The sequence below is a fragment of the Rhodococcus sp. JS3073 genome (genome assembly GCF_026810085.1).
In the GTDB taxonomy this organism is placed as follows: Bacteria; Actinomycetota; Actinomycetes; order Mycobacteriales; family Mycobacteriaceae; genus Rhodococcus_F; species Rhodococcus_F wratislaviensis.
Genome location: NZ_CP113951.1, coordinates 2,056,572 through 2,082,279, shown reverse-complemented (window position 1 = coordinate 2,082,279; position 25,708 = coordinate 2,056,572). Strand labels below are relative to the sequence as shown.

The window sequence follows — 25,708 nt, the reverse complement described above, 5'->3', positions numbered from 1 at the left end:
CAACGCTGCATTCACTTGGTATCACGCCACCGGCGCCGGGTTGAGTTGGGAGATCGATATTCCCACCGGGGGTCTGCACACATTCGTTCGCGATTCTCGTTGGACAAGCCGCTCGATCCCTGGCACCGCCCAGCGGCAGGGGCGTGTGCCGCCTGCTTCGGCCGGTTCACCGGACCCGCCGAATCCCGGCGCGCCAGTGAGGCGGTAGCACTGGGAGCGCCTCGTCATTCTCCACCGCACACTCGCAGCCGAAAGCCCAACCGTCTCTGGACGCCATCGGCAATCTCTGCGCTGGAAGGAAGCCGGTATGGTCCCCGGCAGCGTGATTGCTGGATCTATCAGCCAGAACGCGCCCCATTCGACAACAGACGATGAACAATCACTCGGTGGTGGTGTATGCGCTCAAATTCTGACGGAATCTTACAGCGACATATTCGCTCCCGTCAGTATTTAAAGCGCTGCCACCACCTTCGGTGAACATGGACGTGTTCTGGGTAGTGAACCAGCGTTGCCCCACGGAGTCGATGAACGGGGCATTCTTCACAAGGGCAGCCACCTGGATTCGTGCCGAAGTGGCGGCTAGCTGTGTGGATGAAACCTGAGGAACAACAGGGCCGAACACGATCACTTGTGCCTCCGGCCAGACCTGGCGCGTTAGGTCGATTGTGTCGCGCACTGTTGCCGCAAGCACCTCCGGGTCGGTTTCGGTATCGGACTGGCCGGCGTGGAGAATCACTATGTTCGGGTTGAATGATTCGCGCTTGTCGAATTCTCGTATGCAATCGGAGAGGGTCGCCCAGTGCGCGTTGGCAGCACGTTCGAACCGTGATTGCCAGCCGAGTTCATCTGCTGCTATGGAGGTATACCTCTCAGTGCTCGCGTCTCCGATAAACAAGCTCCGAGGATCGGATGGCGGGGTGTAGGTAAGCACGGTGGGCTGGCCTGGGCCGACCGGCTGGTACCCGGCTGTCGGTTCGTCCGGTTCGGTGCGGGTGGTCGCGGCGAACGCCGCCACGATTGCGAAGATCAGCGCCAGTACGATTGCCGCACCACCGAACAGCGCCCACCGATTCTGCCGATCGATTCTCATTCCGCGCATTCTCCCGTATAGCAAATTTCGCGCAACTCTGGGCACCATGTTCGTGGTCAACGCGCTGCCCGAGTGGATCGACACGGACGCAGTCGGTATCTTCCATTGGTGTCCACCACGAAACTGCGCCCTCGGGTCCCCCTGATCATCACGGTCGCACTTGCGTGGGCGGCGGTTGGCGACATACCAACCGAAATCAGCGCTGGACCGATGAGCCTGTCTGGTGCCGCGACACTGATCGTGGCGGGCGGCCTCTTGCTGTTACTTCCTGCGGTACTTGTAGCGCGCAGTCGGCGGGAGGCCCCGCTCGGGGAGTCTGATAGATACGAGCCCTATCTCGTGGGTCGACTGGACCATGCAAGCCTCCCGGTGTCGTTGAGATTTTTCGCAGCATTGGCGCTTGCCTTGCTCGCGGTTAGTCCATCAGTCAATGGACTGCAGAACACGGCGGTCTACATCATGTTTGTCGTCGCCGTCGCGATAACCGCGGCATCGTGTTCTGCACTCACGGCCGACTGGACAGTTCGATGGTTCCGCGTCCTCGCGATCATCGTGGGATCTGTGATCGCGGGCCAGTCCCTGATAGGAGTGGAGGTCTACGGACCCCGCTCCGCCGCGCTCATGCTCGTGGTGTTCGTCGCAATCACGCTCGCCTTACCGAAGAGCAATTGGTTCGACTGGGCCCTTCCTGTACTGCTCGTCGTGACATGTGCGCTCACACTGTCGCGCACAGCATTGTTCGTCTCGGCGATCCTGATCCCAGTCTCATTTCTGTTCACGTCTCGCCGGAACGGGATACTCAAGGTATTCGCCATCGCAATCCCGATCTACTACGTGATGTACCTCCTGGTCACTACGTGGGCACCACTACGGGACCGTTTCCTGCAAGGAGATGCGGCGTACGCGGTCGGCGGACTGACTCTCAACACTTCGGGCCGAGCAGTCCTTTGGGAGATGACGATTGACTCGTGGCGCGAATCCCCGCTGCTCGGCAAGGGGCCGGGCTCGGCGTCTGCGCTCATTTCATCGAGATTTGATCACATCAGTCACCCGCATAACGAGTACTTGCGCATCCTGCACGACTTCGGTCTGATTGGGTTTGTACCATTCGTTGCCGGCTTTGGGATGCTCATCTGGTCCGTTACCCGTCGTGCGCTGCGGTTACCGCAACCGATCCACAAGGCGGCTGCACTCGCACTGATAGGCGTCGCAGCAGTGGCTATCACTGACAACGTTCTGATCTATCCGTTCGTCATGCTTCCCGTCGCCGTCCTCGTCGGGCTCTCTGTCGCTTACCCTCTGTCAATGCAGCCGGAACCCGCGCATGTCACAAGGCTGGTATCAGCGTGATCGGTGCCAAGGACGCCGAGTGCCACTAGCCTGATCCGATCAGGCGGTGGCAGAAGTGTCGAAGAGGCGCTGAAGACTGCGGAACCTGAACGGAAGATGTATTTACTCATGCTGGTCTTCGTGGGCGCGTTCTACTGCTTCGCAACCGGCTCGCTTGACCCCGGAAGAATTGATTATAGCGCCCCGCCCGAGGCGTGGCCTTCGTTGGCTACGAGGTAGCCAACCCGGCGGCTATAGAGACGCCGGAACCTGCATTCGAACCTGTGCTCACCCTGTTCGGGTCCTCCGGCGGATCGGTGACCATCCACGACGGATCCGACGATGCCACCGACACCGGCGGCCAAACAGTGCCCGATACGTCCCCAGATCGAGTCGCCGCTTGCGCCCTCTTCGTCCTATCCACCCGGACCCTCCTATAGGAGTGTTGCGACCATTACTTGAACCCGCCTGCGACAATGTATTCAGTCTTCGGGTGCCGCCGACAGGATCTTCGACCCGGCGTGACGGTCTCGGTGGCGCAGCGGCTCGGCATGGCCGGTCGGGTACCGCATCGCCGGCTGCGCGAAAGTCATCGTCATCGCGCAACTGTACGGGAAACGGATGTGAAATACTCTGTGCCAAAACTTCTCACATTCATCTGAGAGAGTGCATCGAGGCCGCCGCGAGCGAGGCGCTGTCGAGCCCCAGGACATTTCCGAGGCAATCCACCGACCACCCTCGCGGCTCAGGAGCGGAGTCTTGACGCGGCGGGAAGAGCGGATTCGAGTGGCCGTAGTCGTCGATCCGACTGCGGAGGCGGTGGACTCGGGGGCGCGCCGTTTCCGGTCGTCGAATGTGCGGTCGTAGCTGGCTTATTCGCATTAGCAGTTCCCGGATCGGAAGGTGTTGAGGTACAGCTTCGTCGGTCTCGGAAGCGGCGTGAACACGCTAGTTCGAGCCACGAGCTACGGCTGAACAGGATTGTGGCCAACTTTCCGGCCTCGAGTTATCTTTTCGGCGGATCGTGTATTGCGCTGGCCGACTTCGGGATTGGTGTAAGTAGCTGAAACAGTAATTCGAATGTGATCAGCCGCCATACCTGCATCGCGAAGGAGGGGTCGGATCGCGGGAGGAACTTCGTGGCGACCGCTCCCCAGTTGTTGCAAAGTCTTTTAACTCGTGTAGAAAGAACGAGTGCCCGGCAGGGTACGGATCGAGATTCCAACACCATCGCCTCGGCAGGAGTGAAATATGTCTGTAGATTTCGCCAGCATCTCGGAATTGATCAACTTCTTTGCTTCGTTCCTGACCTTCAGTTCGGAGGGTGGGTCCGCCGGAGTGTAAGTCCGGTACCGATCTGAAACTGGGGCACACAGGAACGCTGTGTGCCCCAGTTTTTGTGCGATGGCATTCGGTGCTGGGCTCCCAGCCGGGCGTTAGACGTGGTGCTCGATCAAGGGAGGCCGATTCACCGCGTGGGCACCGTTCGGTGGACCGGGCGACCAGAGTTTGTTGCGTGTCCTGGGTTATGCGGCGGTCTGGTCGGGCGGCCCGCCAGTCCGGCTCTTGCGCCGGCGGGGCAACTTTTCGCGTCGATCCTTCTGCCGGGCTGCTCTCCCGATCAGTATTGCGAGTGGTATCGACAACACCACCCACGCAATGACGATCCCGATTGTCCACCACCACACGACACCAGTATGCCGCACTCGAGGGGGTAGGCAGGCTACCGTACTCGGCATTCGTAGCTGCGAAAATGCTGAGAATTTCCGGGTCGATCGTTCAGAGTGCGGGCAGGTAGTTATCGGGATCCGGACCGCGAGCGAATTGCGGCGGGTACCGTACCTGCTCGCCGGCGAGTTCGCCAGGATTTCGTGTGAACTCCGGTAGCAGATGGTCCGCCCGGCAATGTCATTCGCTCGATATACACACCTGCTGACCTGCGATAGAAGCGCAGTGCCGCCCTGTTGATCGGGTACTGTGAACCTGATCACTTGATGTCTCAACTCGGGGGTCCGCGTGCGAATATCGACGCGGCAGCAAACATCGGGCGATCGTCGTCTTCGCTGTGTCGTGAGAACACACGAGCTCGCCAGTCAGGATGGCTCGAGCTCGGAAGGCGAATGGTGACGGCATTTGATGTTTCACCCGACTCGTCTCGGGCTCCGGAGAACGCAGCGGCGTTCGCGGGGGAAGAGGATGGGTCGTACAGTCGCCGCGAGTGGCAGGCCGCCTACATCCGACGTTTGCTGATCTCGGACACGCTGATCGTGATCGCTGCGGTCGCGCTCGCGCAGTGGGTGCGGTTCGGTGACAGCGGCATTCTGATTACGAGCGGTATGGGACACGACCTGAGCTACACGCTCGTCTCCGCTCTGCTGATCGTGGCGTGGCTGACCACCCTGACGATCTTCCGGACTCGCACGGTGCGGGTGATCGGGAGTGGGCCCGACGAGTATCGACGGATTTTCGTGTCCACCGTGCGGCTGTTCGGCTTCATCGCGATGCTGGCGCTGTTGTTCCGCCTCGATCTGGCGAGGCTCTACCTCGCCATCGCGTTTCCCGTCGGACTGGTGGCCCTGATGGTGAGCCGTTGGGTGTGGCGTCAGGTGATTGCTCGTAAGCGGTCACGCGGAGAGTTTCAGACGTCGGTCCTGGTCGTGGGAAACGAACGCGCCGTCCGGACTCTCGCGGAATCCTTCGCCCGAGGTACGGCCGACGGATATCGCGTGGTGGGCGTCTGCATTCCGGGACACTCAGGCGCGCATGGCGACAAGATCACCGTCGCCGGTCGCGACATTCCCGTGCTCGGCAGCGAGGGGGACGTGATCGATTCGCTGGGGTTCTGTCGTGCCGACACAGTCGCAGTCACAGCCACCGAGCATCTCGGGCACGAAGGTATGCGCGCCCTTGCCTGGGACCTCGAGCCGCACGACGTCGACCTGGTGGTTTCACCCGGAATGATGGATGTGTCCGGTCCGCGTCCGTCGATGCGGCCGGTAGCGGGACTACCGCTGATTCATGTGGAGAAGCCGCAATATCACGGCGCGCAGAAGTTTTCGAAGCTTACGTTCGACAGGATCTTTGCGGCATCGGCGCTCGTCCTGACGAGCCCGGTGATGATTCTGGCCGCGCTCATGATCAAGCTGACCAGCAAGGGCCCGGTGTTCTACAAGTCGGAGCGCATGGGCCTGGACGGTCGTCCGTTCCCGATGCTCAAGTTCCGAAGCATGGTGGCAGACGCCGACAAACAGGTCGCGGCGCTGATGACGGCGAACGAGGGTGCCGGCGTCCTCTTCAAGATCCGTGAGGATCCGCGGGTCACAAGCGTGGGCGGAGTTCTGCGCAAGTACAGCCTCGACGAGCTTCCACAGTTTCTCAACGTTCTTCGGCGGGAGATGAGCGTGGTAGGCCCGCGCCCGCCTCTGCGCCGAGAAGTCGAGGCCTACGACGGCACCGTCCGTCGCCGACTGCTGGTGAAGCCAGGAATTACCGGCCTGTGGCAGGTGAGTGGGAGATCGGACCTCTCGTGGGAAGAGACTGTTCGGCTCGATCTCTCGTACGTGGAGAACTGGTCGATGGTGGGAGATGTCCTCATCATTGGCAAGACGGTGCGGGCTGTGGTGGCCGGTGACGGGGCGTATTAGGACATCGAGTGGCCGGTGAGGGACCTTGCCGTCGAACACGTAGGGTTTCAGCGAAAATCAACGTACCAGTGCGTCACAGATAGACCATGATCACGCCGCCACTCGGGGCGAAGTCGAGTGGCGCGCAAACCGCGATCGGGTTTCAATCATTTCACCGTATTCGGGCATGGAGGGGATGTCGGACATGAGGATCGATACTGCGCCGGACGCGGTCATTCTGGTCGGCGGTATGGGCACCCGGCTGCGTCCGTTGACTCTGTCCGTGCCCAAGCCGATGCTGCCGACTGCGGGAGTGCCCTTCCTGACTCACCTGCTGGGCCGCATCAAGGACGCGGGACTCTCCCATGTGGTGCTCGGGACGTCATTCAAAGCGGAAGTCTTCGAACAGCATTTCGGCACGGGTGAAGAGCTCGGGCTGGAGATCGAGTACGTCACCGAGGACGAGCCGCTCGGTACCGGGGGCGCTATCCGGAATGTCTTGCCCCATCTTCGTGCCGATACCGTGGTGGTTTTCAACGGTGACGTCCTCGGTGGCACCGATGTGCGGGCTGTTCTACAGACGCACGCGGAGGCCGATGCCGACGTAACGCTGCACCTGGTTCGGGTGGGTGATCCGCGCCCGTTCGGCTGCGTGCAGACGGACTCCAATGGCAGGGTCACCGCTTTCCTCGAGAAGACGCAGGATCCACCGACCGACCAAATCAACGCCGGGTGTTACGTCTTCCAGCGGGAGTGGATCGAGAAGATCCCATCCGATCGCCCCGTGTCGGTGGAACGCGAGGTGTTTCCCGCATTGGTGTCCGGCGGGACGCGGGTATTTGGCCATGTCGATTCCGCCTACTGGCGAGACATGGGAACGGTAGACGATTTCGTCGCCGGGTCGGCGGATCTGGTTCGTGGAATTGCGCCGTCGCCCACGCTGACCGGTACGCGCGGCGAGTCGCTCATCCATCCGACTGCCACGGTGGCACCAGGCGCGGTGTTGATCGGCGGCACGGTGCTCGGTGCACGCGTAACCGTCGGTGCGGGTGCGCGTCTAGACGGAGCCGTGGTGTTCGACGGTGCCCATGTAGAAGCGGGCGCGGTGATCGAACGATCGATTCTCGGGCACGACTGCCGCATCGGGCCGCGCGCACTTGTGCGCGATTCGGTAGTGGGAAACGGCGCCGACGTGGGCGCTCGATGCGAATTGTTGCGCGGAGCCCGTGTCTGGCCCGATGTGACGTTGCCTGATGGCGGCGTTCGATTTTCGACGAATGTCTGATCGATGAAACGCCTTCACGGAGCAATCCGGTCCTATGGCTGGGGCTCCCGCACCGTACTGGCGGAGCTCACGGGGCGACCCTCGCCGTCCGATCAGCCCGAGGCCGAACTCTGGCTCGGTGCGCATCCAGCAGACCCGGCTCGCGTGGACGACGCGGGCTCCAGCGTCTCACTTCTCGACTTGATTTCGGCCGACCCGATCGGGCAACTGGGGGAGGCCAACGCGGAGCGATTCCGAGGTCGCCTTCCGTTTCTGCTCAAGGTGCTCGCCGCTGAGGAACCCCTGTCGTTGCAGGCGCACCCGAACTCCGTGCAGGCACGTGAAGGATTCGAACGCGAAAACGCGAACGGTGTCCCGCTCGACTCGCCTGCCCGCAACTACAAGGACGACAACCAGAAACCGGAACTTGTCGTTGCGCTGACGAAATTCGAAGCGCTCGCCGGGTTCCGCGACGTGCGGCGAACCGTCGCGTTGCTGCGAGCCCTTGGTGTTGCGGAGTTGAACCGGTGTGCGGAACAACTGGAGGCTCAGACCAACTCCTCGGGTATGCGCGCGCTGTTCACGCAATGGATCACGGGCGACGAACACCCGGAGACTCTGATCGCTGGTGTACGCGAAGCCTGCCGGCGGTACCTGTCGGAGGAGCCAGGCGGAGCGGAGGGAGAGTTCGCGGCCGAGGCGCAAACTGCTCTCGACCTGGGGAACAAGTATCCGAACGACCCCGGTGTCCTGATCTCGCTGCTGCTCAATCGGATCACGCTCGAACCGGGGGAGGGGCTGTTTCTCGCGGCCGGAAATTTGCACGCATACTTGCGAGGCGCAGCCGTCGAGATCATGGCCAACTCGGACAATGTGCTGCGTGGCGGTTTGACCCCCAAGCACGTGAACGTGCCCGAGCTGCTGAAAGTCCTCAGCTTTCGGCCGGCGTCCATGCCGGTGGTGCGTGCGGACGGTGATGGTCGTGACAACAAACACGTGTACCGCACACCGGAGGCAGAATTCGAGCTCACCCGACTGCACCTCGACACGAGCAGGAATTGTGCGGTGTCGTCCGCAGCGACTCTCGCCGCCGGAAACCCACGGATCGTTCTCTGCACGGCAGGATCGACCGTCCTCTCGTCCCACTGCGACTCGCTCGAGCTGAGTGCCGGACATGCGGCGTGGTTGCCAGCATCGAACCCGGCGGTGACTCTCGCGCCTGCACAGCAGGGCGCCCAGGTCTTCGTCGCCACGATCGGCTCCGGATGATGCGGACTCTCCTCGCCGCCAGGGGATCTGCCCTCATCTGCATCCGATAGACCTGGACAACCGACCAGTGTGACGTGTCGGTCACACGCACGGGTCGTGACACCGCAGCTCATAACTTCTTCGAGAAAGGCACAACCATGGGGGATTTGGATTCGACTGTGTTCCGTACGGCTGTTGTGCCGGCAGCGGGAATGGGTACGCGATTTCTGCCAGCGACGAAGACGGTGCCCAAGGAGCTGCTTCCTGTGGTGGATACGCCCGGGATCGAGTTGGTGGCTGGCGAGGCTGCAGAGTCGGGGGCAGAGCGGCTGGTCATCATTACGGCGCCTGGCAAGGACGGCGTGGTGGCGCACTTCGTTGAAGATCTGGTGTTGGAAAACAACCTTGCGGCCAGGGGTAAGCACACTTTGCTGGAGAAGGTCCGCAGGGCACCGGGCCTTCTCGCGGTGGAGTCGGTAGTCCAGCAACAACCGTTGGGGCTCGGCCACGCGGTTGGTTGTGCTGAAGCGGTGCTTGGCGACGACGAGAATGCGATCGCGGTTCTGCTGCCGGACGACTTGGTGCTACCGAACGGCGTGCTTGACGTCATGGCACGGGTGCGAGCGAAGCGTGGCGGAACGGTGTTGTGTGCCATCGACGTCCCCAAGGAGGAGGTGAGCGCATATGGAGTCTTCGACGTCGAGGCGGTCCCCGATGCCGCGAATCCGAACGTACTGAGAGTGAAAGGCATGGTCGAGAAGCCGAAACTCCAAGACGCACCATCGACTCTCGCGGCCGCCGGTCGCTACCTCCTGGACCGGGCAATCTTTGATGCGCTCCGCCGTATCCGCCCGGGAGCGGGCGGCGAGTTGCAGTTGACCGACGCGATTGCGCTGCTGATCGCGGAGGGGCATCCCGTACACGTAGTGGTACATCGCGGGCCCCGGCACGACCTCGGCAATCCCGGCGGGTTCCTCCGCGCTTCGATTGACCTGGCGCTCAGTCATCCCGAATATGGGGCGGACCTGCAGACGTGGCTGGAGCAGAGGGTCAAGGGCTAGAGCGATGTTCCATTCGTTCACTTTGGCGTTTCGAAGGACCTGAGGCTGGTCAGGGCAACGTTGCCGCGTTGTTACTGTTCGGTACGAAGTGCGCAAAATACTCGACGATCGGAAAAGGTGCCACCAGTCGGAGCTGAGGTTTGTCTGTGGACTTGTCTCCGGGCACGTCGCTCTAAGCGCAGATCCTCTGGTTGACCAGGGTCGAAAGTCCCCCTCTCTGAAGAAAAATCGGCGTTGTGAGTCGCATCACTCCGGGGTGTCTCAAGTGTAACGAGAAGGCCACTGGTGCGATCATTAGCTGGCAGCAAAACTCAGGGGGCGGACTTCCTCTACCGCCACGCAGGTCGCGAGACAAAGACGCTCGCTGGCTTTTTGGTCCTAGTTGGAAGGCTCAGATGGTGACGTCGTTCGGTGTTTCGCTCGACTCGGCAACGGCCGCTGAGGGGGATGCACCTCCCTCACCAGTCCCAGGACAACTGAGTGGCCGGCGTGTGTGGCAGGCTGCATACATCCGGCGTTTGTGGGTCTCGGACACGGTGATCGTGATCTCCGCGGTGGCGCTCGCACAGTGGGTCCGGTTCGGCGACAGCGGCGTCCTGCATACCTCGGACTTCCCTCAATCACTCAGCTACACGTTGGTTTCTGCCTTACTGGTCGCGTCGTGGCTCGCGACGCTGATCATCTTCCGGACACGAACGGTCCGAGTGATCGGGAGTGGACCGGACGAGTATCGGCGAATCTTCGTCTCGACGGTCAGGCTCTTCGGCTTGATTGCGATCGTCTCTCTTCTGTTCCGCCTAGACCTCGCTCGCCTGTATCTCGCGATCGCCTTCCCTGTGGGGCTGGCCGGTCTTCTGGTCAGTCGGTGGGTGTGGCGTCGGGTGATCGCCCGCAGGCGCTCCCGCGGTGAGTTCCAGACCTCTGTGCTCGTGGTTGGCGGGGAACGCGCGGTGCGGAGCTTGGCGGAATCGTTCGAGCGCGGTACGGCGGACGGTTACAAGGTGGTCGGCATGTGCATCCCAGGACATACGGGCGCGCGCAATGACAAGATCGTTGTGGGAGAGCGCGATATCCCAGTGTTTGGCGACGAGGGCGACGTGGTTCGCGCGTTGGGTTTCTGCCATGCAGATACCGTCGCCGTAACAGCCACAGAGCACCTCGGACACGAGGGGATGCGCTCCCTCGCATGGGACCTTGAGCCGCATCATGTTGATCTGGTGGTTGCGCCGGGAATGATGGACGTGTCTGGGCCGCGCCTGTCGATGCGACCGGTGGCCGGCCTTCCACTCATTCACGTGGAGAAGCCGCGTTACCACGGCGCTCAGAAGTTCTCGAAACTCTCCTTCGACTTCGTGTTCGCGATCCTTGCCCTTGTTCTCATCAGCCCAGTGATGATCGCGGCTGCGCTCGCGATCAAGGTGACCAGCAAGGGCCCTGTCTTCTACAAATCGGAGCGTATGGGACTCGACGGCAAGCCTTTCCCGATGCTCAAGTTCCGGAGCATGGTCGTGGACGCGGACAAGCAGGTGGCCTCGTTGATGAACGCGAACGAGGGCGCCGGCGTCCTCTTCAAGATGCGAGAGGATCCCAGGGTGACAAAGGTAGGAAAGTTCCTTCGCAAGTTCAGCCTCGACGAGTTGCCGCAGTTTGTGAATGTGCTGCGCCGAGAGATGAGTGTGGTGGGGCCGCGTCCACCCCTGCGCCGAGAAGTTGAGGCCTACGATGGAACCGTTCGCCGCAGACTTCTTGTGAAGCCCGGAATTACGGGGTTGTGGCAGGTGAGCGGGCGATCCGATCTCTCATGGGAGGAGACGGTGCGTCTTGATCTCTCGTATGTCGAAAACTGGTCGATGATGGGCGATGTGTTGATCGTCGGAAAGACCATAAAGGCGGTGCTCGGATCAGATGGGGCATACTAATTTGAGACCAAGAAGCATCCGTGTCAACACGCGGCGGAATTCGAAGAGGACCGAAGTTATTGAGATAGCCACCCATCGGTCGCGCCTAGACGCGTCCCAAGCCGGGTCTTCTAGATGGCTTCATTGAGAGTGCTCCCTCGGATCCAATCCGGTGCTCGAGCTGCCGCACTAACTTTGTCTAACGTTGCCCGAGTCGTCAGCATTCTGATCGTCACGATATTGCTGGGCCGTGATTTAGGTCCTTCTATTCTCGGTCAGTTCGCAGTGCTCCTCGCCGCTGTGGCGATCCTGCAGTCAGTGTCGATCGGAGGTCTGTCCGGCGCCGCGGTTCATAAACTAATCTTGGGCGGGAGTAGGCGTCGGGCAGCTACGGAAACAATAGTCGCTGCCCGCCTGATTCTGATTCCACCGGCATTCGCAATCGGATTTGCATTGGTGTTGACCCTCATGGATACGCAGCAATCCAATATGGGCGCCATCGCACTATTCTTTGTCGGTTACGCTCTCGGCGCCTTTGACGTCCCTGAAATTACGTGGATGAGCAGGGGCGGGTTCAGGACGATCGCCACACGGCGTCTCATATTAATTGTTTGCATCTCCATTCCCAAGTTGGCCGCAGCAGCGTCAGGAAACTACGAACTTGTCCTACTTCTTCAAGGAGCGGAAGCGGCGCTTTGGCAAGGCATTCTACTTTTCCGCTCCGGCCTCAGTTCTTCATTGTTGCTGGGGGGCGTCAAGAGTCTCGGCGCTGGGCTTAGCCAGTTGAACGAGCTCAAGAATCTTTGGCTCTCAAGTATTGCCGCAGTGATTGCAACACGTGCTGACGTATTCATAGTTTCGGCATTGCTTGGATCTGCCGTTGTCGGACAGTATGCGAGCGCCAGCAGATTTGTGGAGGCGGCAACTATCCTCGCGGTAGCTGTTACAACCGTGCTGTTCAACGATCTTGTTAAATCGACTTCGGATGACGAGGAATATGCGACCCAGTGTGCGCGGGCAGCGCGGGCGGTATTCGCCCTCAGTCTTGTCGTGATGACAGGACTGGTAACTGTCGGGCCTGATGCTGTACTTGCCCTGTATGGGCCTGAGTTTCGTTTGTCGTCGGAGTTGCTTCCAGTCTATTCAGTCACGATAATCTTCATATTCCAGCGCCAGCTCATTAGCAAGATATTGATTATCGAGAAGGCCTATGGGTACAGCCTTTCAAGTAACGTGTGCGGCCTTGCGATCAATGTTGCACTCAATCTTCTGCTTGTCCCGATTCTGGGGGTGTGGGGAGCGGTTGTTGCGGCAATTGCCGGATACGCTCTAGCGATAGTCTGTGCCTTCTTAGTTACCCGCCGTGGGCGTGACCTGATCGTCATTTCGGTCGGGTCTATTGGACTACCAAAGGCTACAGTGAGGCATTCAATCGAACGCTTGAAGGTTCAAAGAGAGGTTCGCGTAGAATGATTACTCCTTCTCTGGCTAGACGGAAATTAGGTAAAATAAAGCGAGAGTCCATATTGAAGCTTTCGGTCTCAGTGCCGATAGTTCTCGGCGCCTCGAACTTCTTCTACATCAAAGGGGCCTTTCGCGAGGAGCAGCGGGCCGTCGCGTCTGGGACATCGCGCCATTACATTTCAGAACGCCGATTCGCAAATCGAATGTTCATGAGGCGATCGGTGCACAGAATTGAAAAGGGCTTGGTGTCGGTACCGCGACGTGAGACGTTCGCAGCAGACTACATTGAGCGGACTGTCAGCACTGTAAAGCGGCTCAGTCTTCGAGGAGAACATGATGACCCCGCTGAATTGAAATGGGCGTCGGATGTCCTTAGGCGATACTTTGATGCAACAGAGGCATCGACGGACCGGCGAGTAGTACTGGCCAGAGAAGCGTGGAGATCTGTATGCGATTCGTCAATTTCGACGCTTGATGAACCCGAACTCGTGCCCTTTGTCCGTACCGGCCTTGAGGAATTGGATACAAAGTGCAATGCACTCGTCGATATCGCTCAACACCGTCGGTCTGTTCGATGGTTTGAAGATAGACCCGTGCCGCGGGCACTCGTAGAGAAGGCAGTGCGAGTGGGCCTGACAGCCCCGAGTGCGTGCAACCGGCAGAGCTTTCGCCTACTGATTATCGACGACGAGAATCTTCGAAAGACTGTGGCGGCAGTTCCCATGGGAACTGCAGGTTTCGCCAACCAGATTCCCGCCGTTGCAGTATTAATCGGTCAGCACCGGGGCTACGAACATGAGCGCGATCGTCACGCAATATATGTTGACGGCGGATTGTTTACCACCGGATTCATACTTGCACTCGAAGGGCTTGGTCTGAACAGTTGCTGCATAAACTGGCCTGAAGTGAGGAGCAGGAATGATCAATTAGGAAAGCTGATCCATCTAGAATCCGATGAGCGTGTGATCATGTTTATTGCAATAGGGTATGGAACTCCTGACCAGCTGGTTCCCCGTAGTCATAAGAGAAGCATTGAGACGGTGGTCGAATGGCGTTAAGAAATGTTCTAATTAGCGGAGCCGAGGTCCGCGACCGATCGGTGGGGAATAGGGGCGCGGAGCACCTCTTGAGGTCGGCCGCGGCCCGTGTGCAAAGAATGGGCTACTCGCCGGCAGTCACTGTCGGGCAAGTTGACGCTTCGTTGAGGAACGAAATTTTGCTGAAGCAATACATTGGCAATCCTCGTCTACAAACGATTGACAGTTTTGTGCCGCGCATTGACCTGGAAGGCATAGCCACACTTCGAACTTTCAGGGGGGTGCTAGACGCATCTGGGTATGCTCTGGGGGATCCGTGGGGAACTCACACCGCGACGTGGTTATCCCGAAAGTACGATCAGTGGAAAGCGCAGGGACTTACAGTCGTCGCTCTTCCACAAGCATATGGCCCGTTCGAGGATCGCGACGTGCGTGAACTGGCTGTCTCGGCGCTCAAGAACTGTGATCGGATTTATGCGCGAGAGCAGGAATCCTACGATCACATATTGTCTCTGGGAATAGACGGAGATATATGCAGGATCTGTCCAGATATAACGATTGGCGAGGGATGGACAGACAACACTATCGAACGTGCAAAAAGGTTAGTAATTGTTCCTAATTGGCATCTCTCGGATAAGAGGGGAAGTTCGGAATATATTGAGTGCCTGACGGAAGCAGCGGAGTGGGGCAAGAGTAACGGATTCGAGGTAGTCGGGCTGCTTCACGAGGGTCCGCGCGATCTTGAGATCCTCCGTAGAGTTTCTCAGAGATCCCCATTTCCAATTATTTCAGACCTCAGTGGTTGGGATGTCAAGAAATATATCGCAGAGTCAGCGGTGGTAGTTGCGGGTCGTTATCATGCCGTAGTGGCGGCATTGGCGACTGGCACGCCTGTTATCACGCATTCTTGGTCGCATAAGTACAAGCAACTCCTTAGAGACTTTGGTGTGGAACATTGGTTGACGGAACCTGGTGACGCGGTGGGCACAATCCGCGGGATTGAATCGATGGTGGCAGAGGACTCCTCGGAAGCCCTCCGTCGTCGAAAGTTAGAATTGATCGGAGAAGTAGATAGAATGTGGTCAGATGTCCATGACGTGTTATCAAACGAGATCTGAACTGGACTTTGGTTTGACAGGCGATTCTCGTACCAGTCGCGAATAGGCTGTTTATATTAGGGAAGTAAGATGGCAAAAGTGACGGTAGTTATGCCTACCTACAACGACAGTGCGACGGTAGGTAGTGCAATCGAGTCTATCTTGGGTCAGAAATTTTCGGATTGGGAGTTGATAATCGTAGACGATGCTTCTACTGATAACACGCGTGATTTGATAAGAGTGTTGAGTGAGGATCATCGAATAAGGGTTCTTCATTCTGCAGTTAATGCGGGCTCTGGGGTGGCAAGGAATCGTGCTATCGCAGAGGCGACAGGCGAGTATATTGCGGTCATGGATGCCGACGACATTTCAATGCCCGAACGTCTGGGAGACCAAGCGAGTGCTATGGATGCCGACCCCTCGCTGGCAGCCGTATCGTCGCAAATGGCCGAGTTCGGCGACTGGGGCGGTCCTGTCGAGAGCAATTGGCCTATATCACGTCCGGAGATTGCTCGCCGCCAGCGGGCGATGAAGATTCCCATACCCCATCCCGCGACGATGTTCAGGACGGCGGACGTGCGTTCGGTCGACGGTTACGACGAAACGTGTAGGAGAGCGCAAGATTATGCGCTTTTCCTCAAGCTATCGGACCGGCCGATGCTTTGTCTACCGCAGGTGCTCCTGCACTATAGAACTCAGAGACCGTTGCCGCTTGAGTATGTGATCCGAAATGGGCGATACGCGGCGCTCGCGAGACAGCGATTCGACTTATCGAAACGAGGGGTTGGCACTGAGGACTTGCCTACAGTACCAACACGAAGTGTGGTAACTGATCTAAATTCGGTCAAGAGCTGGATGATCCGAAACGTAAGGGAAAGGACCGGCCGATGAGTTCGTCACTTGCATCTACTTGGTGGCCTAGGACGGCTGACCTTGCTTCTTTCGTAAAGAGCGATATGCAGGCTAACCGACGAAATCCAAAGATTCAGGGCGTGTTGTTCCTACTGCGCATCTGCCAGGTGCTGATGGGAAGTAGGGAGAAGCCTCGTCCGTTGTCTGTGCCATTCGTGGTCGCCTATCGAGTGCTGACAGAATTCTTCTTGGGGATTGAGGTTCCGCCCAAAACGACTGTTGGCCCAGGTCTTTGCGTTTACCACGGATTTGGCCTCGTCATTAATGACCATTGCGTGATCGGCCGGAACGCTACAATTCGAAACGGCGTGACGATTGGGAACCGGAAAGAAGGTGGTCCAGTGCCTCGCATCGGAAACGGTGTCGAAATCGGTGCGGGAGCTATAATTCTCGGGGACATAACGTTGGGTGATGGTTGCCGTGTCGGGGCCGGCGCGGTCGTTCTAACTTCGGTAGCGGAAGGCGAGACGGTTGTGGGTAACCCAGCGAGGCCAATGAGGTGACGGTTTGAGCCGGCTATGAGCTGCCCTCCTTGCTCAGTCTGTGGCGATCCCGCGCTATTTGATCCGCCGCGGAAAATTCAAGCGTTGTCCTGCGGGATACCTTCGGTGGAGATATTGTCTAAATTCGCTCAGGATGCGCGTCCCTGGCGTCCGGATGGCTGAGGTGACAGAATCTCCTATTAAGATTTTTGGCAGTTCGAAGGATTTATTGCGAGGGGTCACCAGCGGCCAGAGTTTGCGACATGATTCGGGTATAGACGTTCTCCACACGAGAAACCCATGCAGCTTCTGAGTAACGGTCTCGGTAGGCGAGTGAGGCGCGTGCGCGAATCCCTTGATCGGCATCGATGGCGGAAATAGCGTTGGACAGGTTGTCCGGTCCAGCGTCGAGGCTGAAAATGAGGCCCGCGCCTCCGGCGGTAAGTTCACGAGCGGACGCGCAGCGGTCAGATACAAGAACCGGTGTGCCGCACTGGAGGGCCTCAAGAGCAACCGTTGGAATACCCTCCGCCCAGAGGCTAGGTAGAAGCAGGCCCTTCGCATTGGCAATCGCCTGGCGAGTCTCTTCGGGCGTCAATCTGCCCCGGAATCGGAAGCGCCTCGGCTCTCGGTCGGCGGCCTGTGCGACGTCACGCTCAAGTTCACCCGCCCCGACGATGACTAGCCTGCGGTCCCTGGGCCAGTGCTCGAGCAGCCAGGAGAGGCCTTTCTCGGGAACAAGACGCCCGACGTAGATCCACTCGTCGGACTCGGTCGGAGTGACTGCAGGTGTGGGCTCCGCAAAATTGGGGATAAGGTTTAGATCGGCGGTTGGAAGTAGCGCGCGATAGGTTTCAAGGGCTTTGGCATTAAGGACGATTAGAGATCGTGACTTACTGAGGGTTGGTGCCTCGGATCCGTGGGAGCGGGTTGCCCACGCCAACGGTACGGATGCGATTGTTGAGTCCCTGTAGCATCGATGATGAATTGCGCGTATTGAACTTCCAGTTACACATTCGGTGCATTCATGTCCATCTCTCCACAGTATTCCCGACGCGCAAATTGTGCGATAGTTGTGCAGGGTGCTTACTGTCTTGCCGCCCCATTTGTCCAACCATCGTGTACCCCAGTTCGGGAACAGGTTGTGAGTATGTACAACGTCGGGTTGGAATTCATCGAGCGCTGCCTCGGGTTCGGGGCCAGCGATATTGGCCGCGGAAAGTAGGGCCCGCGCTTTGTATAGCGGCTTCTTGGACTCGACATCGGTATGTCTGGCGACCAGTCTGACCTCGTGCCCCGCTCGTCGAAGGGCTGCGCTTTGCGATTCTACGACCGTGTTCTCTCCGCTGGGTTGGTCGCTTGAATAGAAGCTGTGAACGATTGCGATTCGCAAATTATTGACCTGATTTCAGTAGTGCCGCGCGAAGGAAGAGCACATTTCCGAAAAGGTACCGTCGCCAGAGACGTTTTGGCTCGGTTGCGAGTCTGTAGAGCCATTCAATACCTGAGTCTTGGACCCATTTCGGGGCCTCGCGTGCCGTACCGGCGGCGAAATCAAATGCCGCGCCAACGGCCACGCACGGCCTTTTGATTCGCTTTGCCAACTCTTCAGCCACAAAGTCTTGTTTCGGGGTCCCAAGTGCGACCCAGATGATCTGCGAGTCAGTTTCTTCGATTCGAGCGACGCATTCATTGTAGAAATCGTCGTCTATCGGGCCGAATGGTGGGGAGTACGTGCCAGCGATGTTCACACCGTTGAACTCACGTTTCATTGCGGCAGTGAGGGATTCCAAGGTCGCAGGCGTGGTTCCGAGAAAGAAGTGCGCGACGTTGTGCTCGCGTCCGGCGTTGATCGTCTCCTTGAACAGAGATGGTCCGCGAACACGACCCGGGCTTTGCGTCGCGGAAGCGCGTTTTCTCATGAACCAGACGACTGGTGTTCCGTCCGGGAAATTTAACCCCGGGCCGTTGAGGAGTCCCCCGTAAGAACGATCTTCAAAAGCCAGTGCGACGCAGTACGCATTAGAGAGCCGTACAGAAATTGCTTCAGATTCGCGGGCGGCCCGAATTACACGTCTGACCGCGTTGGGTAGAGTGCTCACTTCAAACGGGACCGTTCCCACACGGATTCGGTCGCTGTGGGGTTCCGTGACACGACGCATTGTTCAAGTCTTCCCGGGTGCCATGGTTAGCGGTTTCAGAGGACGCGCCAACTTCGAATTTTTCCAGAGTGTATTATCTAGCTGGGCTTTATGCCACTCGGGTCGAGACGAGGGTGTCGATCGCCTTCGACCTACGCCTCCCATCGCTGCCGCTGACCCGAGCTAAACGAGGAATAGTCGCTCCTGCGGTGGCTGTGGATGGGTTCGGTAGATATTGTTGGCAAGCCCACCTGGGCGTATCACGTGAGTAGGGAGTCGATTTGAAGCGGGCACTGATCACTGGCATCACTGGGCAGGACGGATCGTACCTCGCAGAACTGCTACTGGCGAAGGGGTACGAGGTCCATGGCTTGATTCGTCGATCGTCGACGTTCAACACCTCGCGGATCGAGCATCTGTATGTCGACCCGCACGTTCCGGACGCGAAGCTCTTCCTGCACTACGGCGACCTCAGTGACGGTGCGCGACTGGTGACTCTTCTCTCACAGATTCAACCTGACGAAGTTTACAATCTGGCAGCGCAATCGCACGTTCGTGTGAGCTTCGATGAGCCCGAGCACACCGGGAATACCACTGGGGTTGGCTCAATTCGGCTTCTTGAGGCAGTCCGACTCGCAGGGGTGGAGTGCAAGTTCTACCAAGCGTCGAGCTCCGAGATGTTCGGTGCGACACCTCCGCCGCAGAACGAGGAGACACCGTTCTACCCGCGGTCCCCATATGGTGCTGCCAAGGTCTACTCGTACTGGGTCACGAAGAACTATCGCGAGGCGTACGGCATCTTCGCTGTCAACGGCATCCTCTTCAATCACGAGTCGCCTCGTCGCGGTGAGACCTTCGTGACGCGCAAGATCACGCGGGCCGTTGCGCGAATCAAGGCCGGAGTTGAGGACCACCTTTACATGGGCAACCTCGATGCGGTCCGTGACTGGGGCTACGCCCCTGAGTACGTCGAAGGCATGTGGCGAATGTTGCAGGCGGATGAACCAGACGACTACTGCCTCGCAACCGGCGGAAACTATTCAGTCCGAGACTTCTTGACGGTTGCGTTCGACCACGCGGGTCTCAACTGGGAAGAACACGTGCGGTTCGATGAGCGCTATCTCCGCCCCACCGAGGTGGACGCCTTGATTGGTGACGCGAGCAAGGCGGAGGAGAAGCTGGGCTGGAAAGCCCAGGTCCACACTCCCGAGCTTGCCAGGATCATGGTCGATGCCGATATCGAAGCGCTCAAGCACGAAGGTCGGCCCTGGATCGATTCGCCAGCACATCCCGACTGGGAGATCCTGTGATGCCGGCCGATTTCGTGCCAACAGCGTTGGACCGCACAGCGCCGTTCTACATCGCAGGTCACCGGGGTCTGGTTGGCTCAGCCATCTGGCGTCAGCTCAGGGCGAGAGGCTTCGAGAGCTTGATCGGGCGTTCATCCAGTGAACTCGATCTGCGTGACAGGGATGCGGTCTTCGGCTTCTTCGCGAAGGAGAAGCCTCGCAACGTCGTGCTGGCTGCAGCCAAGGTCGGCGGAATCATGGCGAACAACACGTACCCCGTCGACTTTCTCTCGGAGAACCTGCGGATTCAGGTGAACGTCCTCGACGCGGCGTTGAAACACGGCGTTGAGCGCCTGCTCTTCCTTGGATCGTCCTGCATTTACCCCAAGCTTGCCCCTCAGCCGATCAAGGAGGAGTACCTCCTGACTGGCCACCTCGAACCTACAAACGATGCTTACGCCATCGCGAAGATTGCTGGCATTCTGCAAATCCAGGCAGTACGGCGCCAGTACGGGCTTCCATGGATATCTGCCATGCCGACCAACCTGTACGGCCCAGGTGACAACTTTTCGCCGCAAGGATCGCACGTGCTTCCCGCGCTCATTCGTCGCTACGACGAAGCCCGCCGCGAAGGCATCGAGTCCGTCACGAACTGGGGCACCGGCTCACCGCGTCGCGAATTCTTGCACGTGGACGACATGGCATCGGCCTGCGTCCACCTGCTCGAGAACTACGATGGCGCTGACCAGGTGAACGTCGGCACCGGGCATGACTCGACCGTCGAAGAGATCGCACAGATCGTGGCCGAAGAAGTTGGCTATACAGGCCGAATCGAATGGGATACCTCAAAACCTGACGGTACGCCCCGGAAGCTTCTCGACACCACCAAGCTGCGCGAGTCCGGTTGGGAACCCAGCATCGGTCTCCGCAAGGGGATCGCATCGACGATTGCGTGGTACCGAGACCACGTGAACGTCGCGCGCAGTTGAATGAGTTCTGATCGTATGCCAATTCCCCTGAATGTGAGATCACAGTGACCACACGCATTGCTGTATTCGGGACCGGCTACCTAGGTGCCACCCACGCCGCCTGCATGGCGGAACTCGGACACGACGTCCTCGGTGTGGACGTCGACCCGGCAAAACTGGCGAAGCTCGAATCCGGCGAGGTACCTTTCTACGAGCCCGGCCTGGAAGAAGTATTGCAACGCAACATCGCCGCTGGACGGTTGCGCTTCACGTCCTCATACGAAGAGGCTGCCGCTTTTGCTGACGTCCACTTCCTCGGAGTCGGCACCCCGCAAAAGAAGGGGGAATTCGCCGCCGACCTGAAGTACGTCGACGCCGTTATCACCACCCTCGCTCCGCTGGTCACTGGTCCGGCAGTGATCTTCGGCAAGTCGACCGTTCCAGTGGGTACAGCTGAACGGCTTGGTGTACTTGCGCGCGAACTGTCGCCGGCTGGCGAAGACCTCGAGGTGGCGTGGAACCCCGAGTTTCTGCGCGAGGGATTCGCCGTCCAGGACACTCTGCACCCAGACCGCTTAGTCCTCGGAGTCGCCCGCGACCGCCCAGGACGCGCTGAGGTCGTTGCGCGGAAAGTCTACTCAGTACTGCTCGAGGAAGGCGTCCCATTTCTCGTCACGGATCTGGCGACCGCGGAACTCGTAAAGGCGTCTGCGAATGCATTTCTTGCCACCAAGATTTCGTTTATCAACGCGATATCCGAGGTGTGTGAGGCGGCGGGTGCAGACGTGACGGTGTTGGCTGACGCGATCGGCCATGACGAGCGAATTGGCCGTCGCTTCTTGAATGCCGGTGTCGGTTTCGGAGGAGGCTGTCTCCCCAAAGACATCCGGGCATTCATGGCGCGCGCTGGGGAGCTTGGTGCAGATCAGGCGCTCACCTTCCTGCGAGAGGTCGACAACATCAACATGCGGCGCCGCACACGCATGGTCGAGCTGGCGCGGGAAGCGTGCGGGTCACTGCTCGGCGCGCGCGTCGCCGTACTAGGTGCGGCGTTCAAGCCGGACTCCGACGATGTGCGCGACTCACCTGCGCTAAACGTCGCGGGTCAGATTCAGTTACAGGGAGCAGCAGTTACGGTCTACGACCCCAAGGCAATAGACAATTCCCGTGCGCTGTTCCCGACGCTCGCATACGCAGCGACTGCGCTTGAAGCATGCGAGGGCGCTGACGTCGTTCTTGTACTTACGGAATGGCCCGAGTTCCGGAAGCTTCAGCCAGCCGACATAGAGGCCGTCGTCCGTAAGCGTGTGCTCATCGATGGACGCAACTGCTTGGACCCTCAACATTGGCGTGAATCTGGATGGACGTATCGAGGGCTCGGACGTCCATAGCCTGAGTGGTCGCCGTACCCCCGCACCAGCCTGCTCGAAACAGCGGTTTCGTCTACCCTGAGACGGGTGCGACAGCTGCGGATCACGTTCAGCATCTTGGTGGTAGGCGCCTCTCTTGCATCATTTGGCCTGGCCGCCGGGGGCTACTTTGTGTACACCGACTCGGAGTTCGATCCGGTCAGGCCGGTAGACGCGATTGTGGTGCTCGGCGGAGAGGATGATGGTCGAGTGCAGTACGGTATTGAACTTGCGAGGCACGGTGTCTCACAAAATGTTGTCCTTTCGGACTGGTTTCTCGGGACGAGCAAGAAGATGGCCGCATACTGTGCAACTAAGGATCCTGGGATTGTAATCACCTGCTTTCCGCCAACTCCTCCGACCACGAGAGGGGAGGCAATGTTCACCAGTGACTTGGCGGCACAACACAACTGGAAGAGTCTACTGGTAATTAGTTGGCGCTATCACTTACCCCGTGCCCGCTACATATTTTCGCAATGCTTCAAGGGCGAGATTGTCATGCGTCCAGTGCCGCGCGACTACAATTTCAGTTTGGCAGAATGGGGGTACACGTATCTCTATCAAACAGTGGGGTTCGCTAAAGCTTTTCTCGAAGATCCCTGTTAGCGAAACCCGCCGGGAGCCTTCTCGAATGCGATACCGCCGACATCGGCCAAGATGTAGCCGGCAATAGCCATCGACACGCTGGCGAATACTATGCACACCGCGAGTAGCGTCGTGCGGCGACGAGACTGAGAACGAGTGCGATTTATTGCCTGCCTGGCAATCGCCGTATACGGTGCAGCCGAACCGAGCGCCCCGACGCCGAAAAACGCATAGCCAACCCCGCTCCGGCCCGATGCAGCCACGATGCCGAGCAACACGCACGCACACGTGGTCAGCAGCAGCACAACGCGGTCCGCGCCCATGCGGGGGCCGAGGACCGTCACGACCAGATAATGCAACAGTGCGCCCACGGCGCCGCCTGCGGCGACCCACCACACGTAGTTGATCGACGTCGACACGTTCATTGCGCATGCCTCCCCGCGCGACGGGTGCCCTTCGAAACGGCGAACCCGCACGCCGTGCCGCACCACGAGGCACCGACAGCCGCAACCGGCGTCACTGCCAGGTACATCAACCCTATTTGGGCAGAGGTTAGCGTGGCACCTTGTACCGCAAAGAAACTGAAGGTCGTGAAACCTGAAAGCGCGCCGTACATGAGGAACGCACGCACAATGGCCGTCGAGTCCTGATCCCCGTCGGGAATCGCGCCGATAGTGAAACCGAACAGGAAGCACCCCACCACATTGATGGCGAAAGTGGTGAGCGGAAAATGCATTGCGTCGTCCGGCCACCACCGCCACATCTGGTATCGGCATGCAGCGCCCACCGCGCCGCCCGCCGCCACGGCAAGCGCCGGGAGCGACGGTGCGAGCGCTGTCGGATGGCATTCAAGATCAGGCGCCGCAGTCTGGCACGTTCACCGTGACGGTCGGATAGTCCACGAGCGGCTGTATCGGAACTCGCGCCTCGCCGGGGGTGGCGGGCTCGGTCAGGTGGTACTTGATCTCAGTTGTTTGGCCCTGCCGTACAGGGACCAGGACGTCGAACAGCGGGTGGCCCAATTCCTTACCTGTCAGGAACACGGCCGGCTTATCGTCCACCGTCACGTTCCGCAGCTGCGCGCCCTGTGTCGCGAGTAGCGAAACAGCCGACACATTGGTGCCCTTGGGGACGCCTAGGGTGTTGATGAACGTTCCCGCAACGTAGTCGGGGAAGTCGCCAGGCGGTGTGTTGTTCGTCAGCTTCACCGTGACAGTCGAGCGACGGGTGTCGTCGGTGCAACTCTCGGCCGTGTAGTCGATCTCACGCGTCGTGTGGTAGTCGAGTTTGCCGCCAGCCTGGTTGTTGATGACGACGCCAGCGAATGGTGTCGCATCGTCGGGGACGGTGTGACCGAGGGGGGTCCCAGCTAGAACTTCCTGCTCCTCAGGGTGCGAGCTCCACACGGCGATACGGCGCTCGCCGACCGCGCGGCCGAGGGCGTCGAGAAGCTTCTGGGGGGATTTGATCTCTCCGGTCATCTTGTCGATCACCCGAGCAGCCACCGTCTGAAGGTACTGCTTTCGGGCGTCGTTGTCGTCCGCAAACCGGACATAGGCGGTCGACTCGGTCAGCTCCACAACATTGTCAGCGTTGATCACCTCGCCGTCCGGCATCTTGACCGGACCAATCGCGTCCAACACGTAACTGAGGGCGACCGGGTCGGTGGCAATTGCTCCGTCGACCTGTTCGCCTGATTCCTGCGCCCACAGCGACTTCCAGATCTGCGCCGCATAAGGAAAGTGTGAACTCAAGTTACTGTTACGGAAGTCGGTGGTGGGTCGGCTCTGCCCGTACTGCGCCGCGAACTCTGGACCGAGATCGATCGGCTGACTGTTCATCGGCAGATCGGAGTTCCGGCCCAACGTGTCTACTCGTGCGACACCATCATTCGCGCGAATGACACCGTACCCACCCAGCAGGCCACCCGTTCCGCGCGCTTCGGCGTTGGTTTGGAAGGCCATGAAGTAGTTGCGGGGGCCGTCTGCGCCCAACATTGCGGGTGCCAGCTTCGCAGCAATTGCGGTATTCCCCAACAGCTTCGACAGCTCCGAGAGCTGGTCCTGCAGCTGGGTACGCGCATCGGAAACCGACGCCAGGTATGTGGGCTCGTCGATAGCCTGTGCCTTATCGTTCCACCGCTGCGCAGCGACGGCAGTCTGATCCAATACTGGCGCAGCATCCTGTAGCGGCTGCAAATTTACCTTGCCGCCGGAAGCGATGAGTTGGTTTGGCGCCAGAGAGGTTCCGGCTGCCACGGCGGGTGTGAGCACCTCCGATGTCAGGCCTCGTACAACTTCGGAGATCTGCTGCGATGTCTCGAGCGGGCTGCCCAGCCACGGAATGGCGGACGCGACGCTCCATGGAACGTTGTGGGTGTAGTCGTACGCCTTATTGGCATACTTGTCGGCGTCGGCGGATGACCGCTCCGCGTCTTCTGTATTACCGTCCAGTAACGCGTCTTTCGCTAGCTGCGCGTGGTTGCGTGCCTCGTACAGATTTGCGCGTGCTTCCCTGGCCGAATAGCCGAGCCACAGACCCAATGCCACCACCACCAGCAAGGCCCCAAAACCCCCCGTGATCAGGGCACGCTTGCGCTTATAGGACTTGCTGCGGACATTGGTGCGCTTGCGGATGCGACGAACCGAGGGCTCGCCCGCGGAAGTGCCAGACGCATCTGGTTTCTCGGCATCACCGCGGGATTGATCGTTCACGGATCGTGGCTCCTGTCATCGGGGTTGCGTAGAGGATACTGTGACGTGCGTCGCAGGTTTGACCCCCACGTGGTAAGCAACGCGCTTGCTCATTATT

Annotated in this window: 21 protein-coding genes; 15 read left to right on the top strand and 6 right to left on the bottom strand. The window is 59.3% G+C overall.

The window, feature by feature from the left end; genetic code table 11:
* Window positions 1-379: 379 nt before the first annotated feature.
* Complete coding sequence (locus OYT95_RS09525; RefSeq protein ID WP_268791280.1) at window positions 380-1,090, bottom strand: SGNH/GDSL hydrolase family protein; 711 nt, start codon at window positions 1,088-1,090, stop codon at window positions 380-382.
* Window positions 1,091-1,198: 108 nt separating this feature from the next.
* Here OYT95_RS09525 and OYT95_RS09520 point away from each other — a divergent pair, with 108 nt between their 5' ends.
* From OYT95_RS09520 to OYT95_RS44670, 11 genes are all read left to right on the top strand, one after another.
* Window positions 1,199-2,440 carry an O-antigen ligase family protein gene (locus tag OYT95_RS09520; RefSeq protein ID WP_268791279.1) on the top strand — a complete coding sequence of 414 codons (1,242 nt, stop codon included), beginning with the start codon at window positions 1,199-1,201 and terminating at the stop codon, window positions 2,438-2,440.
* 2,099 nt (window positions 2,441-4,539) lie between these two features.
* Window positions 4,540-6,063, top strand: a complete 1,524-nt coding sequence (locus OYT95_RS09515) for a sugar transferase (protein ID WP_268791277.1) — start codon at window positions 4,540-4,542, stop codon at window positions 6,061-6,063.
* A 184-nt stretch (window positions 6,064-6,247) separates the two neighbouring features.
* Window positions 6,248-7,327: an NDP-sugar synthase gene (locus OYT95_RS09510; protein WP_268791276.1), complete on the top strand. Its 1,080-nt coding sequence runs from the start codon at window positions 6,248-6,250 to the stop codon at window positions 7,325-7,327.
* Window positions 7,328-7,330: 3 nt separating this feature from the next.
* Window positions 7,331-8,575: a mannose-6-phosphate isomerase, class I gene (manA, locus tag OYT95_RS09505; protein WP_268791275.1), complete on the top strand. Its 1,245-nt coding sequence runs from the start codon at window positions 7,331-7,333 to the stop codon at window positions 8,573-8,575.
* A gap of 137 nt (window positions 8,576-8,712) precedes the next feature.
* Complete coding sequence (locus tag OYT95_RS09500) at window positions 8,713-9,615, top strand: UTP--glucose-1-phosphate uridylyltransferase (protein WP_268791274.1); 903 nt, start codon at window positions 8,713-8,715, stop codon at window positions 9,613-9,615.
* A gap of 395 nt (window positions 9,616-10,010) precedes the next feature.
* The gene (locus OYT95_RS09495) at window positions 10,011-11,534 is read left to right on the top strand and encodes a sugar transferase (protein ID WP_268791273.1); all 1,524 of its coding nucleotides are present in this window, start codon (window positions 10,011-10,013) and stop codon (window positions 11,532-11,534) included.
* A 174-nt stretch (window positions 11,535-11,708) separates the two neighbouring features.
* Window positions 11,709-12,986, top strand: coding sequence for an oligosaccharide flippase family protein (locus tag OYT95_RS09490; protein ID WP_268791272.1), 1,278 nt, complete (start codon window positions 11,709-11,711; stop codon window positions 12,984-12,986).
* The gene (locus OYT95_RS09485; protein WP_268791271.1) at window positions 12,983-14,035 is read left to right on the top strand and encodes a nitroreductase family protein; all 1,053 of its coding nucleotides are present in this window, start codon (window positions 12,983-12,985) and stop codon (window positions 14,033-14,035) included. The genes OYT95_RS09490 and OYT95_RS09485 overlap by 4 nt, the downstream gene beginning before the upstream one ends.
* Window positions 14,026-15,132 (top strand): polysaccharide pyruvyl transferase family protein, encoded by a 1,107-nt coding sequence (locus OYT95_RS09480; protein ID WP_328286539.1) that lies wholly within the window; start codon window positions 14,026-14,028, stop codon window positions 15,130-15,132. The genes OYT95_RS09485 and OYT95_RS09480 overlap by 10 nt, the downstream gene beginning before the upstream one ends.
* Before the next feature lie 69 nt (window positions 15,133-15,201).
* Complete coding sequence (locus OYT95_RS44675; RefSeq protein ID WP_442972553.1) at window positions 15,202-16,002, top strand: glycosyltransferase family 2 protein; 801 nt, start codon at window positions 15,202-15,204, stop codon at window positions 16,000-16,002.
* The gene (locus OYT95_RS44670) at window positions 15,999-16,526 is read left to right on the top strand and encodes a serine O-acetyltransferase (protein ID WP_442972552.1); all 528 of its coding nucleotides are present in this window, start codon (window positions 15,999-16,001) and stop codon (window positions 16,524-16,526) included. Before OYT95_RS44675 ends, OYT95_RS44670 begins: the two co-directional genes overlap by 4 nt.
* Window positions 16,527-16,731: 205 nt before the next feature.
* On the opposite strand, the gene OYT95_RS44665 is transcribed toward OYT95_RS44670, so the two are convergent.
* Together OYT95_RS44665 and OYT95_RS09475 are read right to left on the bottom strand one after the other, a co-directional pair.
* On the bottom strand, window positions 16,732-17,898 hold the full coding sequence (locus OYT95_RS44665) for a glycosyltransferase family 4 protein (protein WP_442972551.1): 1,167 nt from the start codon (window positions 17,896-17,898) through the stop codon (window positions 16,732-16,734).
* 1 nt (window position 17,899) lies between these two features.
* Window positions 17,900-18,607 (bottom strand): WecB/TagA/CpsF family glycosyltransferase, encoded by a 708-nt coding sequence (locus OYT95_RS09475; protein ID WP_268791269.1) that lies wholly within the window; start codon window positions 18,605-18,607, stop codon window positions 17,900-17,902.
* Window positions 18,608-18,927: 320 nt separating this feature from the next.
* On the opposite strand from OYT95_RS09475, the gene gmd reads away from it, so the two are divergent.
* From gmd to OYT95_RS09455, 4 genes are all read left to right on the top strand, one after another.
* A complete protein-coding gene (gene gmd, locus OYT95_RS09470; RefSeq protein WP_268791268.1) occupies window positions 18,928-19,956 on the top strand; it encodes a GDP-mannose 4,6-dehydratase in 1,029 nt (342 codons plus the stop codon).
* A complete protein-coding gene (locus tag OYT95_RS09465; protein WP_268791267.1) occupies window positions 19,956-20,924 on the top strand; it encodes a GDP-L-fucose synthase family protein in 969 nt (322 codons plus the stop codon). The genes gmd and OYT95_RS09465 overlap by 1 nt, the downstream gene beginning before the upstream one ends.
* A gap of 44 nt (window positions 20,925-20,968) precedes the next feature.
* Window positions 20,969-22,294, top strand: coding sequence for a UDP-glucose dehydrogenase family protein (locus OYT95_RS09460; protein ID WP_268791266.1), 1,326 nt, complete (start codon window positions 20,969-20,971; stop codon window positions 22,292-22,294).
* Window positions 22,295-22,360: 66 nt separating this feature from the next.
* Complete coding sequence (locus OYT95_RS09455) at window positions 22,361-22,918, top strand: YdcF family protein (RefSeq protein ID WP_268791265.1); 558 nt, start codon at window positions 22,361-22,363, stop codon at window positions 22,916-22,918.
* Here OYT95_RS09455 and OYT95_RS09450 read toward each other — a convergent pair.
* From OYT95_RS09450 to OYT95_RS09440, 3 genes are all read right to left on the bottom strand, one after another.
* Entirely contained in the window at window positions 22,915-23,322 is a 408-nt protein-coding gene (locus tag OYT95_RS09450; RefSeq protein ID WP_268791264.1) for a hypothetical protein, read from the bottom strand. The genes OYT95_RS09455 and OYT95_RS09450 overlap by 4 nt on opposite strands.
* Complete coding sequence (locus tag OYT95_RS09445; RefSeq protein WP_268792222.1) at window positions 23,319-23,660, bottom strand: fluoride efflux transporter FluC; 342 nt, start codon at window positions 23,658-23,660, stop codon at window positions 23,319-23,321. Before OYT95_RS09445 ends, OYT95_RS09450 begins: the two co-directional genes overlap by 4 nt.
* Window positions 23,661-23,751: 91 nt before the next feature.
* Window positions 23,752-25,611, bottom strand: a complete 1,860-nt coding sequence (locus tag OYT95_RS09440) for a DUF4012 domain-containing protein (RefSeq protein ID WP_268791263.1) — start codon at window positions 25,609-25,611, stop codon at window positions 23,752-23,754.
* Window positions 25,612-25,708 lie beyond the last annotated feature (97 nt).

Coding starts and splice junctions, on each gene's coding strand:
- OYT95_RS09525 (WP_268791280.1), bottom strand. CDS start 1,090: ATGAGAATCGATCGGCAGAATCGGTGGGCGCTGTTCGGTGGTGCGGCA.
- OYT95_RS09515 (WP_268791277.1), top strand. CDS start 4,540: ATGGTGACGGCATTTGATGTTTCACCCGACTCGTCTCGGGCTCCGGAG.
- OYT95_RS09510 (WP_268791276.1), top strand. CDS start 6,248: ATGAGGATCGATACTGCGCCGGACGCGGTCATTCTGGTCGGCGGTATG.
- manA (WP_268791275.1), top strand. CDS start 7,331: ATGAAACGCCTTCACGGAGCAATCCGGTCCTATGGCTGGGGCTCCCGC.
- OYT95_RS09500 (WP_268791274.1), top strand. CDS start 8,713: ATGGGGGATTTGGATTCGACTGTGTTCCGTACGGCTGTTGTGCCGGCA.
- OYT95_RS09495 (WP_268791273.1), top strand. CDS start 10,011: ATGGTGACGTCGTTCGGTGTTTCGCTCGACTCGGCAACGGCCGCTGAG.
- OYT95_RS09485 (WP_268791271.1), top strand. CDS start 12,983: ATGATTACTCCTTCTCTGGCTAGACGGAAATTAGGTAAAATAAAGCGA.
- OYT95_RS09480 (WP_328286539.1), top strand. CDS start 14,026: ATGGCGTTAAGAAATGTTCTAATTAGCGGAGCCGAGGTCCGCGACCGA.
- OYT95_RS44675 (WP_442972553.1), top strand. CDS start 15,202: ATGGCAAAAGTGACGGTAGTTATGCCTACCTACAACGACAGTGCGACG.
- OYT95_RS44670 (WP_442972552.1), top strand. CDS start 15,999: ATGAGTTCGTCACTTGCATCTACTTGGTGGCCTAGGACGGCTGACCTT.
- OYT95_RS09465 (WP_268791267.1), top strand. CDS start 19,956: ATGCCGGCCGATTTCGTGCCAACAGCGTTGGACCGCACAGCGCCGTTC.
- OYT95_RS09450 (WP_268791264.1), bottom strand. CDS start 23,322: ATGAACGTGTCGACGTCGATCAACTACGTGTGGTGGGTCGCCGCAGGC.
- OYT95_RS09445 (WP_268792222.1), bottom strand. CDS start 23,660: ATGTGGCGGTGGTGGCCGGACGACGCAATGCATTTTCCGCTCACCACT.